Source organism: Xenorhabdus beddingii (assembly GCF_002127545.1).
Classification (GTDB): Bacteria; Pseudomonadota; Gammaproteobacteria; order Enterobacterales; family Enterobacteriaceae; genus Xenorhabdus; species Xenorhabdus beddingii.
The window spans coordinates 29,039-46,382 of sequence record NZ_MUBK01000015.1; the positions used below are offsets into that span (position 1 = coordinate 29,039).

Below are 17,344 nucleotides of genomic sequence, written 5' to 3' on the forward strand. Positions count from 1 at the left end.
ATTAGAAATCCATCAATTCGGTTTCTTTATTTGCCAGTGCTTCATCAACCTTCTTAATGAAGTTATCAGTCAGTTTCTGAATGTCGTCCTGTGAACGACGTTCTTCATCTTCACTGATTTCTTTATCTTTCAACAATGCCTTGACCTTGTCGTTGGCATCACGACGAATGTTACGGATAGAGACACGCCCCTGTTCCGCTTCGCCACGAACAACCTTGATGAGATCCTTACGGCGTTCTTCTGTCAGTGCGGGCAGTGGAACACGGATAATGGTTCCGGCAGAAGAGGGATTCAGCCCCAAATCAGAAGCCATAATGGCTTTTTCAACAGCCGGAGTCATAGAACGGTCAAATACCGTAATTGCTAAAGTGCGGGCATCTTCTGCAACGACGTTTGCAATCTGACGCAATGGGGTCGCAGCGCCATAATATTCAACGTTGATGCCATCCAACAGGCTGGGAGAAGCACGGCCAGTACGAATCTTGTTGATTTGGTTTTTCAGTGCTTCGACGCTTTTTTCCATGCGGTCTTGTGCGTCTTTTTTAATTTCATTAATCACGTTATAAACCCTTGGGAGATGTTTATTTTTTTTAGCCACATACGCGTAATTAGCAGATAGACAAATCAAATACGCTGATGAATAAGTGGCCCTGTGTCATTTAATTTGGCGCATCAGGATGCTGATCATACCGTCAAACTTCACGGGTGTCTCTGAGCATTATGAGTTAGAAATCAGCGTACCCTCACTTTCTCCCATCACAACTCGACGAAGTGCGCCTGGTTTATTCATATTAAAGACACGAATTGGCAGGTTATGGTCACGAGCCAACGTAAAGGCCGCCAGATCCATCACTTTCAATTCACGCTCCAATACGTCCTGATATGCAAGCTCGCTGTAGAGCACCGCTTCAGGGTCTTTTGCCGGATCAGCGGAGTAAACGCCATCAACTTTAGTCGCTTTTAACACAACATCCGCTTCGATTTCAATGCCACGCAGACAGGCAGCGGAATCAGTGGTAAAGAACGGGTTGCCAGTACCCGCAGAGAAAATAACAACACGACCGTGACGCAGTAAGCTGATCGCCTCAGCCCAGCTATAATTGTCACACACCCCATTCAATGGAATAGCGGACATCAAACGAGCGTTCACATAGGCGCGGTGCAATGCATCCCGCATCGCCAAGCCGTTCATCACGGTCGCCAACATGCCCATGTGGTCGCCTACTACACGGTTCATTCCTGCCTGTGCCAATCCGGCACCACGAAACAGGTTACCTCCTCCAATAACGACACCGACCTGAATACCCAGCTCAACCAATTCTTTGATTTCCTGAGCCATGCGGTCTAAGACTCTAGCGTCGATACCAAAACCTTCTTCGCCTTGCAGGGCTTCTCCACTGAGCTTAAGCAGGATTCTCTGATATACGGGTTTTGCATTGGTTGCCATGGTGTTCAGTCCTAAGCAGATAAGGATTATTGGGGATTTATTACGATTGACTCAATCACTGCACATCCATGCTCTATTCAGCCCAGATGTAAAATTCATGTCGAGATAAAACAGAACCGCCAATCGGCGGCTCCGTTTAAGAAAATTAAGACTGTTTGCTCATGGCAGCAACTTCTGCCGCGAAATCAGCTTCAACTTTCTCAATACCTTCACCCACTTCGAAGCGGATGAAGTTGATCACTTTAGCATTATTTTCTTTCAGCAGGTCGCCAACAGATTTGCTTGGATCCATAACGAAATTCTGACCAGTCAGAGAGATTTCGCCGGTGAATTTGTTCATACGGCCAGAAACCATTTTCTCTGCGATTTCGCGAGGCTTGCCAGACTGCATTGCGATGTCCAGCTGGATCTGATGCTCACGCTCAACAACGTCAGCCGGAACGTCAGTTGGGTTCACATATTCTGGTTTGCTTGCAGCAACGTGCATAGCAACGTGTTTGATCAGCTCTTCGTTTGCGCCTTCAGCAGCAACCAGAACACCGATACGAGCGCCGTGCAGGTAAGAACCTACCGCTTCGCCTTCCAGAATTTCAACGCGACGGATGTTGATGTTTTCACCGATTTTCGCTACCAGATTAGCGCGCTGTTCTTCGAACTTAGCTTTCAGTGCATCGATGTCAGCGTTTTTGTCAGCCATTACGGAAGCCATCACTTCTTTACCAAACGCCAGGAAGCCAGCATCTTTAGCAACAAAGTCAGTTTCACAGTTCAGTTCAACAATACCTGCGAATTTAGCATCAGCAGCAACTTCAGTCAGGATAACGCCTTCAGCAGCAACACGGCCTGCTTTCTTAGCCGCTTTTGCCTGACCTGATTTACGCATGTTATCGATAGCCAGCTCGATATCACCATTTGCTTCAACCAGTGCTTTTTTACATTCCATCATGCCTGCGCCAGTACGCTCACGCAGTTCTTTTACCAGAGCAGCGGTAATGTCAGCCATTTGTTTTATTCCTCGATGTGTCTCGCGGGAGATAATATTCCGCGGGGATAGTTCTATATCAGAATAGTTCTATATCAGATATGTAAAGGGGGGCCATAACAGGCCCCCCTAACCAATATATTTCAATACCTGGTCAATAAGGGCTCAAAAATAACTGAGCATGCCTTATTATTCAGCGTCTACAAGACCTTCTTCAGCCTGAACAGCCAGATCTTGAGAACGACCTTCACGAACAGCGGTAGCTGCAGCGGTCAGATACAGTTTTACTGCACGGATTGCATCGTCGTTACCAGGGATGATGAAATCAACACCGTCTGGATCAGAGTTAGTATCAACGATAGCGAATACTGGGATACCCAGGTTGTTTGCTTCTTTGATAGCAATATGTTCGTGTTCAGCATCGATAACAAACAGAGCATCAGGCAGGCCGCCCATGTCTTTGATACCGCCCAGGCTGTTTTCCAGTTTGCCAAGCTCACGAGAACGCATCAGAGCTTCTTTCTTGGTCAGCTTGTCAAAAGTACCGTCCTGAGACTGAACTTCCAGCTCTTTCAGACGCTTGATTGACTGACGAACTGTTTTCCAGTTAGTCAGCATACCACCTAACCAGCGGTGGTTAACGAAGTATTGGTCACAGCTCAGTGCTGATTCTTTTACTGCTTCGCTAGCAGCACGTTTTGTACCAACAAACAGAATCTTACCTTTACGGGAAGCAATCTTGTTCAGCTCTGCCAGTGCATCGTTGAACATTGGAACAGTTTTTTCCAGGTTGATGATATGAACTTTGTTACGAGCACCAAAGATGAAAGGTTTCATTTTTGGGTTCCAGTAACGAGTCTGGTGACCGAAGTGAACGCCCGCTTGCAGCATATCGCGCATGGAAACAGTTGCCATTTTAGACCTCTATAAAGTTAATTGGGGTTATGCCTCCACAGATCCCATAACACCGACTCTTTGACTGCGGGTTATTCATATCAAATTGAGTTAACCGCATGAGAGCACCCCGGTGCATGTGCCGATCTGTGTGTGTTATTTACACATAATGAGTTTATTTAGTACCCTTGCAAATCGCATCACGTCAGAAACAATTACACAGAATACCGGCGCGCTTTATACCACAAATCGCCATCATACTCCAACATTTGTTACAGCTTTCTGGTCGACAGCCAGCCAACAGTTATTGGCAGACATTCGGTGGGCTGATACCATTAACGACAGCATTTTTCCTTCGTTAATATCAAGTGGTCGGTGATTTTCCGACTTAAATGGACCCATTTCATGGCTATTTCTATCAAAACAGAAGAAGACATTCAGAAAATGCGTGTTGCCGGACGTCTGGCAGCCGAAGTTCTGGAAATGATCGAACCTTACATTAAGGCGGGTGTCACTACAGGTGAACTTGATCGCATCTGTCACAAACACATTACCGAAAACCAACAGGCTGTTTCTGCCTGTCTGGGTTATCACGGCTTCCCAAAATCCGTCTGTATTTCCGTCAATGACGTTATTTGCCACGGAATTCCGAGTGATGACAAAGTGCTGAAAGGGGGTGATATCGTCAACATTGATGTTACTGTCATCAAAGATGAATTCCACGGCGATACCTCCAAAATGTTCATCGTCGGCAAACCCACCATTCAGGGTGAACGCCTGTGCCGTGTGACACAGGAAAGCCTGTACCTTGCCCTGAAAATGGTTAAACCCGGCATCCGTCTGCGTACCATTGGCAAGGCCATTCAGCAATTTGTGGAAAGTCAGGATTATTCCGTTGTCCGCGAATACTGCGGTCACGGTATCGGTAGAGTCTTCCACGAAGAGCCGCACGTTCTACATTATGATGCGGATGATGGCGGTGTTGTACTGCAAAAAGGCATGGCATTCACCATTGAACCGATGGTCAATGCCGGCGATTTCCGCATCCGCACCATGAAAGATGGCTGGACGGTGAAAACCAAAGATCGTGGCTGGTCCGCGCAATATGAGCATACCCTTGTCGTGACCGACAAGGGTTGTGAAATCATGACATGGCGCAAAGAAGAAGAGTCACATATTTCAGCGGTACTGATTAACGCATAACAGCCTGCTGAAAATAAGCGGAAAACAGAATAGCAAAAGCCCAATATTAAGTTGGGCTTTATCACAACCCCTAAGACAGCACATTTAAGCCCGAGCGGCTCAACCTGCTGTTCCTCTGCGCATCAGAGTGTACGCGATAAAGATCCCCCATAGCTCCTGATAAATCCCCCCATTTTTTGCTGTTCAAAACAGCCCTATTATTGTTCGGAAGTGACCGAGTTCCGCATCTGCCTCAATTCCCTCTTAGCCACCGCTAACACAACCATTCAGACTTTTCTTAAATCACCAAAAAATTGAATCACATTAATAATAGTGATTGATAAGCATGTACAATAAACCGCCCCTGCTGATTGAATATGCATTTTATATAAATTTTAGCTATAAATTGCCGATTAATCATCAATCAACACATTAGAAAAAATACAATGAAAAAATAAAAAAACAATAACAACGAGGAGCGACAACAATGACCATTCCGCCCACCGCAAAAAGCGGGTTACGTTTTGTTTTTCGGATCGCCGGCCTGCCTGACACCCCGTTCAGCGTGGGGGAATTTTCCCTTCAGGAAGGGCTGTCTGAGCTGTTTACCCTCAACCTGACGCTGGTCTGCCCGCATAACCGGTTCAAAAAGCCGCCGGAGATGGATTTGGCCTCGCTGCTGATGCAGGAAGCGGTACTGCACATTTTTGACGGGGAAAAAGAGCAGCGCAAAATCACCGGCATTATCTCCCATGCCGACTGGACCGGCACCGATGGCAACCAGACCTGGTACGCCTTTACCGTCCGGCCTGACCTCTGGCGCCTGACCCTCAATCAGGACAGCCGGATTTATCATCAGAAAAAGGCTCCTGACCTGTTAAATGAACTGCTGAAAAAACACCGGGTACGGGCAGACTCCAAACTCTACGACCCGCATCAGGATCGGGAATACATGACCCAGAAACGCGAATCTGACTACGCCTTTTTCAGCCGGCTGGCCGCCGAAGAGGGGATTAGTTTTTGGTTTGAGGATGAGACGCTGTTTTTCAGTGACAGCCATCTGGGGATGACCGCCGGCCTGCCGTTGCAGTACAACCCGCAACCGGACACCGCCCACGGGCTGGATACCATTTATCAGGTCAGTCTGGGCGTCGGCATGAGTCCGCAACGCAGCCTGCACAAAGATTACAACCCGGACAGCCCGCGCTATCACCTCTCCCATATGCACAGCAGCGACGGTTTCCGCGATTTCGGCAGCCAGACCCCCTATACCGTGTTCGAAAGCTACGGGCGTTTCCAGAAAGATGCCGCCGCCAAACCGTTCCTGAAATACCGCCAGGAAGCGCTGGATAACCAGAAGCAAAGCGGCAGCGGGCGCAGCAACTGCATCAAACTGATGCCGGGCAAAATCTTCGAGATAAAAGAGCATCCCCACGCCCCGTTCAATGCCCGCTGGCAGATTGTCGGCATCCATCATTATGGCCGCTGCCCGCAGGCATTCGGGCACGATGCCGGTGAAGGCACCACACTCAGCAACGATTTCAGCTTTATCGACGGTCTTGCCGACTGGCGCCCGCCGTTTCACTACAAACCGCTGGCGGATGGCGATGAAACCGCGATGGTGGTCGGGCCGGCCGGCGAGGAAATTTTCGTCAATAAAAACGGGGCCATCAAGGTGCATTTTCACTGGAACCGTTATGACCCAATGACGGGGCATCGTGCTGGGTGCGGGTGGCTCAGGGCTGGAACGGCAACGGCTTTGGCTTTATGGCCATCCCGCGTATCGGGCAGGAAGTGATTATCTCCTACCTCAACGGCGATATCGACCGGCCAATCGTCACCGGTTGTGTCTATAACGACCTGAACCGCCCGCCGCTGGATTTGCCGGCGGCCAAAACCCGCACCACCTTTAAGACCAAAACCCACAAGGGGAAAGGGTTTAACGAACTGCGCTTTGAGGATGCGAAAGGCAGCGAGGAAGTTTATATCCACGGCCAGAAAGACTTTACGGCGCATATCGAAAACGATGTGCACTGGCATATCCAACACGACCAGAAGAGCCGCATCGACAACAATCGTTACCACGACATCCGCGCCGATGACCATCATCAGGTCGCCGGTTCGCGCAAAATCACCACCGACGGCGACGTCTCGCACCGGATAGCCGGCAGCCAGCATCTCCAGACCGGCGATGCCACGGTGATTGACAGCGGGCAGGAAATCCACCTGAAAAGCGGCGGCAAAGTGGTGCTGGAAGCCGCGTCGGAAATCACCCTGAAAGTGGGCGGCAGTTTTCTCAAAGTCACGCCGGGCGGCATTCTCTGTTCCCCGATGAATGTCGGGCAAGGCTCAGGCGGCAGCGGGCGTGGGATTGCGTTGCAATTACCAGAGGGGGTAGAGCCGTTGCCGGCGGTGACGCCGCTGACGGAAATGACATTTGCTGCCAAGCCCCCTTGCGCCATTCTGGCACAGCAAGAGGAAAATTGGGTGATCACCGGAGAAGACAACGCATGATGATGGAAAATCTCGATTGGCAAACGTGGCTGTCACGTCAGGACAGCGGAGAGTGTTATTTTCTGGTCAACAGCCTGGCGAAACCTGACCCAGTCCAGCTCTTCTATGTCAATGACTGGACAGAACAGGCTTTTCCGCTCTACAGCGGCACGCCAATGAATGCCATGCTGGCGCAAAGCCCGTGGCTTATCAAACCCAAAGCCAATCGTCTGCCGGAACTGGCCTTACTGCTGGATAAACACGCACTCAGCGATGAAAGCTGGGGTTGGGCCTATCGCAGCACCTTACCGTGGTCATTTCAGTTAGAACACTGGCGCTTACACCAACAAGTGCTGCTGCGCGACCAAGTGGTGGTTTTGCGTTTGATGGATAACCGTATTTTCACGCCGCTGCTGCCTGTCTTAACGCCGGGTGACTGGCGTGAACTCCTGACTCCCGTCAATGAACTGATGATAGACACCCCTGAACCGCACTGTTATTACCGGCCTGAAAATTGCCCTCAGGAATTAAAGAGAAATCTCTTTGTGCTTGGCGACCATTTGATTGAAGCGCGTTATTCGACCGATTCAGCTTTGTATAATTTGGCTTATGCCCTTCATTGCCAACTCTGGGAAGACCATGCCGAACTGGCACTCAAGCTGGATGAACCGGAAGGCCAGTTGCAAAACAGTCTCGTCGGATGGTTAAAACAGATGAGGAGTGAACGCTATAGCATTAATAAATTAACAGCTCAGCAGTTTATTGCCACTAATCCCCAACTTACCGCCATTTCGGACAACTAAGGAAGCAATAAAATGAGTCAATTGGAACCTATGGATTGCATTGATTGTCAAAAAACACTGAAACACTGGATTGAATTTCAACTGGTGGATGAACAGGGCAAGCCACTGGCGGGAATGCCTTATAAACTGATAAGTCAGGGCAATAAAAAAGATATTCGTACTGGCATGACCGATGGTGAGGGACTCTTGCGGGAGGAAACCCTGCCTCCGACACCGGTGAGGCTCTGGATTGATGGACAGAAACTCGCGGATGAAATGGAACTCAGGCCATTAAGAACCGTGCGCGGAGCTCTGGGTTCGAAGGTGAGACATGATGCCAAAGCGCAGGGGCATTCCTATCGCTATGTTAAAATTGGCGATCTTTGTGATCGCATTCCAGAAATTAAAGATTGGGAAGAAGAAACGCCCCCGAAATATCACTTCCCCGATCAGGACACTAAAGGATTTCGTGCCGTATTTATGAATGAACGCTGGGTATTGGAAGTCTGTCCTTTCCGAACCTGGGTGTTGCTATTGCATCATCAACCGGAATATTCGCTGGTCAATGCGTATAATCAGGGACTAATGTCTGTTCTAGCTTATGCTAATGGAACAAACAATGGTGATGAAGATACAAAAGAGTATAGTGGTTCTGTCTTTCATTTCTTTAAAGAGCAACTCCTTGATTTATCTTGTTTACCTAATCGAATTGAAAAAAAGGATTTCCAGCCCATTGTGTATGATGCCCCTTTCAGGGATCGTTATATAGTCGTAGAGTTTATTGATACTGGTGATAATCTAGATACACAAATGTTTTATGTTGCGAACAACAAGGAATTGATTATCAGTTGGCGAGGTACAGCTAGTTTTACAGATGGTGTTATTACTGATTTAAATTTTAAACCGACTAAACTACCCAATGATTTCATTGGAAAAGGTAGGGTACATGATGGTTTTTGGAAAGCTTTTTGGGTTGGAGTGGAAAAAACAACCACAAAAAAAACCAGTGTTTTTAAAGACACAAAAGAACTGGCAAAAGATAGAAAAATATTTGTTTGTGGTCATAGCTTAGGAGGGGCATTAGCATTAATTCATAGTGTACAACTAAAAGAATATAATCCATGTTTATATACTTATGGTATGCCTAGGGTATTCACTTACAGTGCAATAATAGAAATCCAGGACATTATTCATTATCGTCATATTAATCAAAATGATCTAGTTCCTGGTGTACCTTTCGAAAAAGACATGAATAATTATTACTTTGAAAATGGTTGGGATTACTTGGGTTATGCCGTAGAAGCATTAGATTCTCCAATAGTTCATAAAATTGCGCCTTTCAAAACATCTCTAAGGATTTTGACACCCGCAGCAATACTCAGTAATAGTATGGATAAAGTAAAAGAAAATGATTTGTTTTTACATCAAGGAAAAACTGTCCATTTATATAAAGGAGAGATTATATATGGCTCCACTGCAAATATAAACTCCCCAATAAATATTGCCGAAAAAGTAGAGTTTAATTTTTATTTGGTTCCATCATTATTACCTGACGACTCAGCAATTGAAAATTTCTTTCCAAATAACAGACAACCTAATAAATCAACATCAAAAAACATATTGCACCATTTTAGTGGAGCTTATGTTGATTTTATAAAAGAAAAGATCGTTTCATTATGCATTAATGAGAAAAATATATTTTATAAAGAAAAAATGCAGAATTTTAAAGATAAAATGCATAAACAAAAAAATGAGTTAAAAGAGGAATATTTCAACTATCAGTATTTTTTAAAGTTGGAACAAAAAATTGGTTTACGTTTATCTTCTAGTCAAGAAAGTGAATCAGGGAAACGAGCTTTTGCTTATTTTTCATATAACGAAAAATCCAAAAAGGACTAATTATCATGGATAAAATAAAATTTGCATTTATTTTTACAATCATACCATTCCTATCAGGATGCAGTGAAATCGTAGACTCACAAATTGATAAATACTTTCCACTTAATCCACAAAGTGGTGGACAATCTATTATCATATCAAGTATTCCACCACATAATACTGAACCCAAAATTTTTGCGGAATACTTATCTAGTAAATGCTCAACAATACAATTAGATTCAGATTTTCTTCCTAGCGGAAAAAAATACAGAAGAAGAGAGATTGAGTGGGAAATAAAACACTATAAAAACAATGGACTGGAAACAAAAATCCCTGTTAATGGAAGAGGGTGGTGCGACTGGAAATTAAGTTCTATTCAAATAGGACTTGAATATGATGAAAAAAAAATCAGTGATAAAAATGTTCAGATTAGCACAGGAAAAATGATTAAATTTAATGTCGATTATATAGGAGATAAAAAAAATAACACGATTAACTATACTTCCATACTTTATCCCGTTTATAAAGAATTTAAAGGAGAATATACAAGAGTGTTTTTTGTTAAGCCTAATGGTGAAGGTGAACAAAAAATATCCCTATCAAAAAAAACGAATGGATATATTTATTACAATCCAAAGTTAGATGAATCAAAAATCACTAAAATCATTGTCCCCAGCGGAAAAGAACCATCAAGAGTTGAATATCCCGATGGAAAAATCGATCTCAACAGAGATTCCATTGATTATTGGAGAATAAATAACGAACCTCAATGGAAATAAGCCATTATTAGGCATGATCGCAAAGTCAGGAACTAAGATAAGGATATCAAGGTTCCTTGTCAGGAATAAAAAATCATGATGAAATTTTGGCACGTAATACTATTACCATTCGCTTTATGTCTGACAGGGTAACTGAAAACAGAGTGATATGACTATCGGACTCATTGTTAGACGAATCTCAGCCATCGATTATTGGCTGGCAGCAAAAACGAGAAATTCCCGCCCCGACAAACCTGAACTCATCCATTGATAAACGATGCCCTTGTACATAAACTGTCTCCACAAAGGCTTTTCTTTCTACCAATAACGCCTGTTCAGACCACCGCTCTCTCATAATAGGTTTCCGCATATGCCAGTCGATATCTCCTTAGCACAAGCGCCCATTCCTCCTCTTTCTCCGATGGAGTTTCTCCACAATGACTTTCAACTTCCTGCCTTGAAACAGCATATAGAGGAATTTCAGCTATGGCTTGAACAGGCATTCAAGGCGGGAATTTCTCCAGATGCCCTGATTTACGCCCGCAGTGACTATATTGATCAGCTTTTGAAACGCTTATGGCAAGAACACGGATTTGACCGGATAGCCTCCGTATCGCTAATTGCAGTGGGTGGCTACGGCCGCCGCGAGTTACACCCTCTCTCTGACATTGACCTATTGATCCTCAGTGAATCCCCATTGAGTGAAGAACAATCCGCCGGTATCGGGAAATTCATTACCCTACTCTGGGATATCCGTCTGGAAGTCGGTCATAGCGTCAGAACATTCGAAGAGTGCAGGCAAAAAGGGCTTTCCGACCTGACTATCGCCACAAATCTCATTGAAGCACGCTTAATTTGTGGAGACTTGCCCCTATTTCTCCGCTTGCAGCAATCCATTTTCAGTGATGATTTTTGGCCATCTGCCCAATTTTTCTCGGCCAAGCTCGCTGAACAGCAAGCGCGCCATCAACGCTATCACAGCACCAGTTACAATCTGGAGCCCGATGTCAAAAGCAGTCCGGGAGGATTACGCGATATTCATACATTACTTTGGGTCGCTCACCGCCATTTTGGGGCGACATCATTAGATGAGATGGCTGATTTTGGCTTTTTGACCCAAGAAGAACGTAATGAGTTGAATGAATGCCAGGGTTTTCTCTGGCGTATCCGTTTTGCACTTCATTTGGTCGTCACTCGTTATGATAATCGGCTGCTGTTTGAGCGCCAGTTCAATATCGCCCAACTGCTCGGCTATGAAGGTGAACGCAATCAGCCAGTCGAACGGATGATGAAAGATTTCTATCGCATGACCCGTCGTGTCAGTGAGCTGAATAACATGTTGCTGCAACTGTTTGATGAGGCGATTTTGGCATTGCAGCCCAATGAAAAACCGCGCCCCTTGAACGCTGAATTCCAATTGCGGGGAAATCTTATCGACTTGATCGATGAAACCCTGTTTAGCCGTGATCCCACTTCAATGTTGAGAATGTTTTATCACATGGCTGAACATCGTGAAATTAAGGGCATTTACTCCACCACATTGCGCCAGCTTCGCTTTGCCCGCAGAAACCTGACAACACCCTTGTGTGAATTCCCCGAAGCACGAAAGATTTTCATGGATATCCTGCGTCATCCCCATGCAGTCGGCAGGGCGTTGCTCCCGATGCACCACCATAGTGTGCTGGGGGCTTATTTGCCCTATTGGAGCAATATTGTCGGCCAGATGCAATTTGACCTTTTTCATGCTTATACCGTTGACGAACACACCATTCGGGTACTGCAAAAACTGGAAAGTTTCGCTGACGAAAACAATCGTGTGATCCATCCCCTGTGTGTCGAACTTTATCCACGCCTTCCTCAACCGGAATTATTGCGGCTGGCCGCTTTTTTCCATGATATTGCCAAAGGGCGTAATGGCGATCATTCTGAGCTTGGCGCCAAAGATGCGTTCTTGTTCGCACAACAGCATGGTTTGACGAACCGCGAAGCAGAATTAGTCGAATGGCTGGTTCGCGACCATTTGCTGATGTCAGTGACTGCCCAGCGGCGGGATATTCAAGATCCTGACGTTATCCAGCAATTTGCCAGTGTGGTCAAAAATCAAAACCGCCTGAATCATTTGGTCTGCCTGACGGTTGCCGATATTTGTGCCACCAATGCCAAACTCTGGAATAGCTGGAAACAAAGCCTGATACGGGAACTCTACTTCGCCACAGAAACTCAGTTACGCCAAGGCATCCAGAATACCCCTGACTTGCGGGAACGTGTCCGTAACAATCGATTACAGGCATTGGCTCTGCTGCGGCAGGAAAATATTGATGAACAGCGATTACATCACATCTGGAATCGCTGCCATGCAGATTATTTCTTGCGCCATACGCCTGATCAATTGGCATGGCATGCCAGCCATCTCATCCACCAACAATCCCCAGAACCCATGGTTCTGATCAGCACTGCATTTTCCCACGGTGGCACGGAGATTTTTATTTGGTGCCAGGATCGGCCTTCTCTTTTCGCTGCGGTGGTCGGAGAATTAGACCGACGTAACTTAAGTGTCCACGATGCCCAAATCTTTACGAATCGTGATGAGATGGCAATGGATACCTTTGTGGTATTGGAACCTAACGGTCATCCACTGGCCCTGGATCGCCACGAACCTATCCGGCGGGCTTTACTGAAAGTCGTGAACGACCCTCACCCTAAGGCACCAAAAGCGCGTAATCTGCCCGCTAAATTACGCCATTTTAACGTCCCGACCAAAGTCAACTTTCTACCCACGAAAAATGTTCGCCGTACCCATATGGAATTAGTTGCGCTGGATCAGCCCGGATTACTGGCACGGGTAGGCAATATTTTCGCTGAGTTGGGGGTTTCCCTACACGGTGCCCGTATTACGACCATTGGTGAACGTGTTGAAGACTTTTTTGTGCTGGCAGATAAAGATCAAAACGCATTACATAAAAAAATCCGGGATGAATTATCAGAAAGGTTGACAGAGGCCCTCAACACACGGGATAAACTATAACAAAATTCTCTTAACAGAAATTAGGAACCGCATAATTATGCAGCAATTACAAGCTACTATCGAAAATGCATTTGAAAACCGCGTCAACATCACACCTGCCACTGTTGATGAAGCGACCCGCAATACCATTAATCAAGTGATCCAAATGCTCGACAACGGCACATTGCGCGTTGCTGAAAAGATCGACGGCCAATGGGTCACTCACCAATGGCTGAAAAAAGCCGTATTGCTTTCCTTCCGCATTAATGACAATCAAGTGATGGAAGGTGCTGAGAGTCGCTATTTCGACAAAGTCCCCATGAAATTTGCTGATTATGATCAGGCGCGTTTCGAAAAAGAAGGATTCCGCGTCGTGCCTCCTGCGGCTGTCCGTCAAGGCGCGTATATCGCCCGCAACACTGTGCTCATGCCATCTTACGTCAACCTTGGCGCTTATGTGGATGAAGGCACCATGGTGGATACCTGGGCAACCGTCGGCTCCTGTGCACAAATCGGTAAAAACGTGCATTTATCGGGTGGCGTTGGCATCGGTGGTGTTCTGGAACCATTGCAGGCCAATCCAACCATCATTGAAGACAACTGTTTTATCGGTGCCCGTTCTGAAATCGTGGAAGGCGTTATCGTGGAAGAAGGATCGGTCATCTCAATGGGGGTTTACATTGGTCAGAGCACCAAAATCTATGATAGAGAGACCGGCGAAATTCATTATGGCCGCGTGCCAGCGGGTTCTGTTGTGGTATCCGGTAATTTGCCTTCGAAAGATGGCAGCTACAGCCTGTATTGCGCTGTTATTGTGAAAAAAGTTGATGCCAAGACCCGTGGCAAAGTGGGGATTAATGAACTGTTGAGAAATATTGACTAACGATATTTCATCAATAAGTTCACAGAATGACTATGCGGTTATATAAATGTATAGCCGCATAATGAGATTCAGGAAGAGCCATTTTTCATATATTGAAACTAAATTGCCGAAACAATACTACTGGATAGGTAGCTCATATTTAGAAATGATTGCCAATCTATTCTGGTGATGTTCAGGATCTCCCCATAACCAAACTTCTTGGCGACTAACATCATCTTGGGTCAGAATTTTACGCAACTCGCAGGAAACCATATCATAAGCGTAAACATACATATTGTATGCCAGTGCGTCATACATCCGATCCTGCCAAAAAGCCATACCATCAGTCGTTTGGTTCATATCCGATACAATGACATTGTACCGTTCAATTAAGTAATCAAAGAACACCTTACCAGCCAAATCACGTAGAACAGCTCGATGTTGCACTGTCCTAATGCGCCAAACAAGAATTTGCGTTACAGGGCGGCAATTTAATACAACATCAGGCTGTATAACCACTCTGTTATAATAAACAACCTCTTTAGAGACATCATTAATCAGAGCTAACTCAAAATGGGACTGACTAATCCACTCCTCCAATCGGCCATCAACACGAACCATGCGATAACCGGGAGAAAGTGCTAACCCTTTTATCTGGTTTGTGATATCTGTCCCGCCCATGAGTGAGACATAGAGAGCATGATTATCTGAGCTTTCGTTCAAATGAGCAAAAACTTCATTAATCTTATCAGGATCTACCAATCTTTTTGGCATGCATTCCTCTCAACTCTATTTACCTAGAATAGGTAACACAGTTATCAAACTGATAAATACTTCTTGGAGAAATCTTAGATTGATTGAATCTTAAGTTCAATAAGAAAACGTATTACTTTGTTGTTCTATTTTCCTACTGACAATTAACCTGTTTCAGGCAATATCCTCTCAATAACCATTAACCGTTTGACTTTTAACGATGACGAAATGGATAATAAATCCACTATTCTTTTGCCCTTTCCATTTCACTCAGGTAACTAGGTGATGCGCTATGTACGATAACTTGAAAAGTTTGGGGATCACACATCCTGAAGATATTGATCGCTATAGCCTCCGTCAGGAAGCAAATAACGATATTCTGAAGATTTATTTCCGCAAAGATAAAGGTGAGTTCTTCGCCAAAAGCGTTAAATTTAAGTATCCACGCCAGTTGAAAACCATCCCTGACGATCATGCCGTGCAAGGTTACAAAGAAATCAAAGAGATCAACACCAACCTGCGTTATGTGATCGAAGAGCTGGATCAAATTTGTAAACATGACCAGATCGAAGTGGATTTGAAACACAAGATCCTCGACGATTTGCGCCATCTCGAACATGTCGTTGCCAATAAGATTGCTGAAATCGAAGCTGATTTGGAAAAGCTGACCCGTAAGTAATCACGTCAGCCATGTCACCACACCGCTTATCAAAGTAACGGAATAAGCGGTGTGACAAGACACTTTCCTACAGCCGATTCCCCCAGTCCTCAATCCAGTTTTGGGCAAAGACTTCAGGTTCAGCCACCTCAATGGCATCAATCAGAAGCATATCACCGATTCGTTTCGCTCCCTGCTCCTGTAACAGTTCATCAAAAGTATGGCCACCGCCGCAGAAAGTGTCGTAACTACTGTCACCCAGTGCAATCACGCCATAATGCAAATCAGGCTGATAACCCAACTTATCGTTCAGCTCTGCATAGAGCGGCTGGATATTATCGGGCAAGTCGCCTTGTCCTGTCGTCGAAATCACCACTAAAACAATCTGTTCCAGATACGCTTGCCATTGTTCCAAAGTAGCCTCTTCAAAGACTTCAGTCTCATGTCCTTGCTGTTCAAGGATCTGCTGGGCTTCTTCCGCAACCGCCAGCGCATTGCCATAAACCGTACCAACGAAAATACCAATCTTTGCCATAAATATTGATCTCTTTAATCGGTTTGATACTGTCTTCACTCATGAATCGTTAGACATTCCAGAGCAGGTACAATGCCCTGCCAGCCAAATTGTTCCATCAAATGCTGCCACGAGGGTTCCCAGCGGGCCGTTAAAAACAGATCTTCTCCTGTCATCGGATGCTTAAGTTGAAGATGGCTGGCATGTAACATTAATCTGCCCGTCTGATAATATTTAGCAACTCCGCGATTTTGTCGCAAATCGCCGTGGGAGGTATCCCCGATAATGGGGTGCCGAATATGCGCCATATGCCGCCGCAATTGATGTTTACGACCCGTTTTTGGCGTCAGTTCCAACAGGCTGAAACGGGATGTTGGGTAGCGTCCTATTTCAACCGGACACTCAACGGTTGCCAGTGAACGGTAGTGCGTCATTGCTGATTGTGCTTCCCGGTCAGTATCAGCAAATTTATCCGCAATTTTGTCCAACTGTTCCATCAGGGCGTAGTCGATAATATCATCGCCTTCAACATAACCCCGCACAACGGCGTGATACGTTTTTTGTATCTCATGGAATTCAAATTGTTGTGCAAGTGTTCTGGCGACTTCACTGGAAAGTGCCATTAACAAAACGCCGGATGTGGGTCTGTCCAAACGATGGACAGGAAAAACATGCTGCCCAATTTGATCGCGCAGCGTCTGCATCACAAAAACGGTTTCATGGCGAGCCAACCAACTACGATGAACTAACCAACCCGCAGGTTTATTAACTGCAACAATATGTTCATCCTGATAAATAATATCCAACATATTAAGTATCCTGCGTAAACAGGTTGTCCAGTGCCCGCAAGTGTTCAAGCAAAGGCAAATAACATTCTGTTTTTTCTTTATAAGATTCCTCAAAATACGGTGCGATAGCGAATGACGTCGGCAGGTTGGCTTTTTGTTCTATTAAAGCCTGCATTCTTGGGATTAACACCCACTGGAGCCACTCTTCCGCTGACATCGTATCAATGGAAAAAGGCTGGGTGCTTTCAAAGGCTTCTGGTTTAGGAGGATAATTCTGCCATAAACCTACCGTTTTCATGGTAGCTTCAATAAGCTGTAATTGATGTAAAATGTGTTTTTCGATACTCAT

The 17,344-nt window shown here is 45.5% G+C and carries 16 protein-coding genes and 1 pseudogene; 8 read left to right on the forward strand and 9 right to left on the reverse strand.

Annotated features, from left to right (window positions below; all coding sequences use genetic code 11):
- Position 1: 1 nt before the first annotated feature.
- The 4 genes from frr to rpsB all read right to left on the reverse strand — a co-directional run bounded on the left by frr (position 2) and on the right by rpsB (position 3,344).
- Complete coding sequence (gene frr / locus Xbed_RS10190; RefSeq protein ID WP_086112821.1) at positions 2-559, reverse strand: ribosome recycling factor; 558 nt, start codon at positions 557-559, stop codon at positions 2-4.
- A 159-nt stretch (positions 560-718) separates the two neighbouring features.
- Positions 719-1,447, reverse strand: coding sequence for a UMP kinase (gene pyrH / locus Xbed_RS10195; protein WP_086112822.1), 729 nt, complete (start codon positions 1,445-1,447; stop codon positions 719-721).
- Between the two features lie 145 nt (positions 1,448-1,592).
- Positions 1,593-2,450 carry a translation elongation factor Ts gene (gene tsf / locus Xbed_RS10200; protein WP_086112823.1) on the reverse strand — a complete coding sequence of 286 codons (858 nt, stop codon included), beginning with the start codon at positions 2,448-2,450 and terminating at the stop codon, positions 1,593-1,595.
- A gap of 168 nt (positions 2,451-2,618) precedes the next feature.
- Entirely contained in the window at positions 2,619-3,344 is a 726-nt protein-coding gene (gene rpsB, locus Xbed_RS10205; RefSeq protein ID WP_086112824.1) for a 30S ribosomal protein S2, read from the reverse strand.
- Between the two features lie 384 nt (positions 3,345-3,728).
- Here rpsB and map point away from each other — a divergent pair, with 384 nt between their 5' ends.
- From map to Xbed_RS10230, 5 genes and pseudogenes are all read left to right on the forward strand, one after another.
- Positions 3,729-4,526 (forward strand): type I methionyl aminopeptidase, encoded by a 798-nt coding sequence (map, locus tag Xbed_RS10210; protein ID WP_086112825.1) that lies wholly within the window; start codon positions 3,729-3,731, stop codon positions 4,524-4,526.
- A 466-nt stretch (positions 4,527-4,992) separates the two neighbouring features.
- Positions 4,993-7,019, forward strand: a pseudogene (locus Xbed_RS10215) (type VI secretion system Vgr family protein).
- Positions 7,016-7,801: a DUF4123 domain-containing protein gene (locus Xbed_RS10220; RefSeq protein ID WP_244182461.1), complete on the forward strand. Its 786-nt coding sequence runs from the start codon at positions 7,016-7,018 to the stop codon at positions 7,799-7,801. The pseudogene Xbed_RS10215 and the gene Xbed_RS10220 overlap by 4 nt, the downstream one beginning before the upstream one ends.
- A 12-nt stretch (positions 7,802-7,813) precedes the next feature.
- A complete protein-coding gene (locus Xbed_RS10225; protein WP_086112826.1) occupies positions 7,814-9,679 on the forward strand; it encodes a lipase family protein in 1,866 nt (621 codons plus the stop codon).
- Between the two features lie 5 nt (positions 9,680-9,684).
- Positions 9,685-10,437, forward strand: coding sequence for a hypothetical protein (locus Xbed_RS10230; RefSeq protein WP_086112827.1), 753 nt, complete (start codon positions 9,685-9,687; stop codon positions 10,435-10,437).
- A gap of 178 nt (positions 10,438-10,615) precedes the next feature.
- Here the strand turns inward: Xbed_RS10230 and Xbed_RS19720 are convergent, their stop codons facing one another.
- The gene (locus Xbed_RS19720; protein ID WP_167371895.1) at positions 10,616-10,786 is read right to left on the reverse strand and encodes a hypothetical protein; all 171 of its coding nucleotides are present in this window, start codon (positions 10,784-10,786) and stop codon (positions 10,616-10,618) included.
- Between Xbed_RS19720 and glnD the strand changes: the two genes are divergently transcribed.
- The gene (glnD, locus tag Xbed_RS10235; protein ID WP_086112828.1) at positions 10,787-13,441 is read left to right on the forward strand and encodes a bifunctional uridylyltransferase/uridylyl-removing protein GlnD; all 2,655 of its coding nucleotides are present in this window, start codon (positions 10,787-10,789) and stop codon (positions 13,439-13,441) included.
- Positions 13,442-13,478: 37 nt separating this feature from the next.
- Positions 13,479-14,303 (forward strand): 2,3,4,5-tetrahydropyridine-2,6-dicarboxylate N-succinyltransferase, encoded by an 825-nt coding sequence (gene dapD / locus Xbed_RS10240; RefSeq protein WP_086112829.1) that lies wholly within the window; start codon positions 13,479-13,481, stop codon positions 14,301-14,303.
- A gap of 117 nt (positions 14,304-14,420) precedes the next feature.
- On the opposite strand, the gene Xbed_RS10245 is transcribed toward dapD, so the two are convergent.
- Positions 14,421-15,056 (reverse strand): hypothetical protein, encoded by a 636-nt coding sequence (locus Xbed_RS10245; RefSeq protein ID WP_086112830.1) that lies wholly within the window; start codon positions 15,054-15,056, stop codon positions 14,421-14,423.
- A gap of 271 nt (positions 15,057-15,327) precedes the next feature.
- On the opposite strand from Xbed_RS10245, the gene Xbed_RS10250 reads away from it, so the two are divergent.
- Positions 15,328-15,714: a DUF3461 family protein gene (locus Xbed_RS10250; protein WP_086112831.1), complete on the forward strand. Its 387-nt coding sequence runs from the start codon at positions 15,328-15,330 to the stop codon at positions 15,712-15,714.
- 67 nt (positions 15,715-15,781) lie between these two features.
- Here Xbed_RS10250 and Xbed_RS10255 read toward each other — a convergent pair whose 3' ends face one another.
- From Xbed_RS10255 to Xbed_RS10265, 3 genes are read right to left on the reverse strand one after another with little or no spacing between them, the layout of a single operon-like run.
- Positions 15,782-16,228 carry a flavodoxin gene (locus Xbed_RS10255; RefSeq protein ID WP_086112832.1) on the reverse strand — a complete coding sequence of 149 codons (447 nt, stop codon included), beginning with the start codon at positions 16,226-16,228 and terminating at the stop codon, positions 15,782-15,784.
- Positions 16,229-16,263: 35 nt separating this feature from the next.
- Positions 16,264-17,016, reverse strand: coding sequence for a tRNA pseudouridine(65) synthase TruC (truC, locus tag Xbed_RS10260; protein WP_086112833.1), 753 nt, complete (start codon positions 17,014-17,016; stop codon positions 16,264-16,266).
- A 1-nt stretch (position 17,017) separates the two neighbouring features.
- Positions 17,018-17,344 carry a YqcC family protein gene (locus tag Xbed_RS10265; protein ID WP_086112834.1) on the reverse strand — a complete coding sequence of 109 codons (327 nt, stop codon included), beginning with the start codon at positions 17,342-17,344 and terminating at the stop codon, positions 17,018-17,020.